This is a genomic window from Shewanella sp. S1-49-MNA-CIBAN-0167 (genome assembly GCF_040310145.1).
Taxonomy (GTDB): Bacteria; Pseudomonadota; Gammaproteobacteria; order Enterobacterales; family Shewanellaceae; genus Shewanella; species Shewanella psychromarinicola.
In genome coordinates, this window is sequence record NZ_JBEOPO010000442.1 from 1 (window position 1) to 244 (window position 244).

At 39.3% G+C, this 244-nt stretch carries 1 protein-coding gene; it reads right to left on the reverse strand.

Going from position 1 to position 244, the window contains the following annotated elements:
- Positions 1-244, reverse strand: a 244-nt coding sequence (locus AAEZ00_RS21975; RefSeq protein ID WP_502959365.1) for a permuted SH3 domain-containing protein, incomplete at both ends; no start/stop codon positions are given.

Sequence of the window (244 nt, forward strand, 5' to 3'; positions counted from 1 at the left end):
GGGCCAATAACTATTTTGTCGCCCTCATTTAAGCCGTCAGTAATTGCTTGTTCTATATCAGATGATATTCCAACAGTTACGGCAATTTTGCTAACGGTGTTATCACTATTTAGTCGCCATACAAATGTTTTATCGTCTTCTTTTTGGATTGCTTCTATTGGAAGTTTTAAACCGTTTTCGGCAATGCTTGTTGCGATCTCTGCTCTACAACTCATTCCTGCATATAGCTGGCGCTCAGTAGTAT